Source organism: Romboutsia maritimum (assembly GCF_002251085.2).
GTDB lineage: Bacteria > Bacillota > Clostridia > Peptostreptococcales > Peptostreptococcaceae > Romboutsia_B > Romboutsia_B maritimum.
Genome location: NZ_NOJZ02000099.1, coordinates 1 through 741 on the forward strand (window position 1 = coordinate 1; position 741 = coordinate 741).

Below are 741 nucleotides of genomic sequence, written 5' to 3' on the forward strand. Positions count from 1 at the left end.
TTACCTTACCAACTAGCTAATCAGACGCGGGTCCATCCTGTACCGCTAAAGCTTTGGTGCTTCGAAGATGTCTTCATAGCACTTTATCTCGTATTAGCATACCTTTCGGTATGTTATCCGTGTGTACAGGGCAGGTTACCCACGCGTTACTCACCCGTCCGCCGCTCTTTCCCGAAGGAAATCGCTCGACTTGCATGTGTTAGGCACGCCGCCAGCGTTCATCCTGAGCCAGGATCAAACTCTCAAATAAAAGTTTTGATGGGCTCAGATACTGTTATATATCTGGCTTTGTTTGGTTGTTTCAAATTCTATAAATTAACCTACTGTTTAATTTTCAAAGTTCATTTTTTCTTACTCGCCCTTTTCTTAAGGACAAGTATAACTATACCATCTTTAATTAACCTCGTCAACACTTCTTTTTAAATTTTTTAAGTATTTTTTTGAAAAACTTTACTTTTTAAACTTATCCACATCATTTACAATGTTCAAACCAAGCTATAGCGTAATTTTATATTTCTTATCCACATTCATCTATTTTTTTCTTACAAATATTATTATATTTTACTTTTTATAATGTAAGTTTTTATTTATAATATTTTTTAAATAAAAAAAGACTACGTGGCTACGTCCTACTCTCCCAGGAGGTTGCCCTCCAAGTACCATCAGCGCTAAAGAGCTTAACTTCTGTGTTCGGAATGGGAACAGGTGTATCCTCTTTGCTATTATAACCACATAATCTTT

Annotated in this window: 2 rRNA genes; both read right to left on the minus strand. The window is 35.9% G+C overall.

Going from position 1 to position 741, the window contains the following annotated elements:
- Window positions 1-250 (minus strand): 16S ribosomal RNA (locus CHF27_RS14020); the annotation flags it as partial.
- A 366-nt stretch (window positions 251-616) separates the two neighbouring features.
- Window positions 617-733, minus strand: a 5S ribosomal RNA gene (gene rrf / locus CHF27_RS14025).
- Window positions 734-741 lie beyond the last annotated feature (8 nt).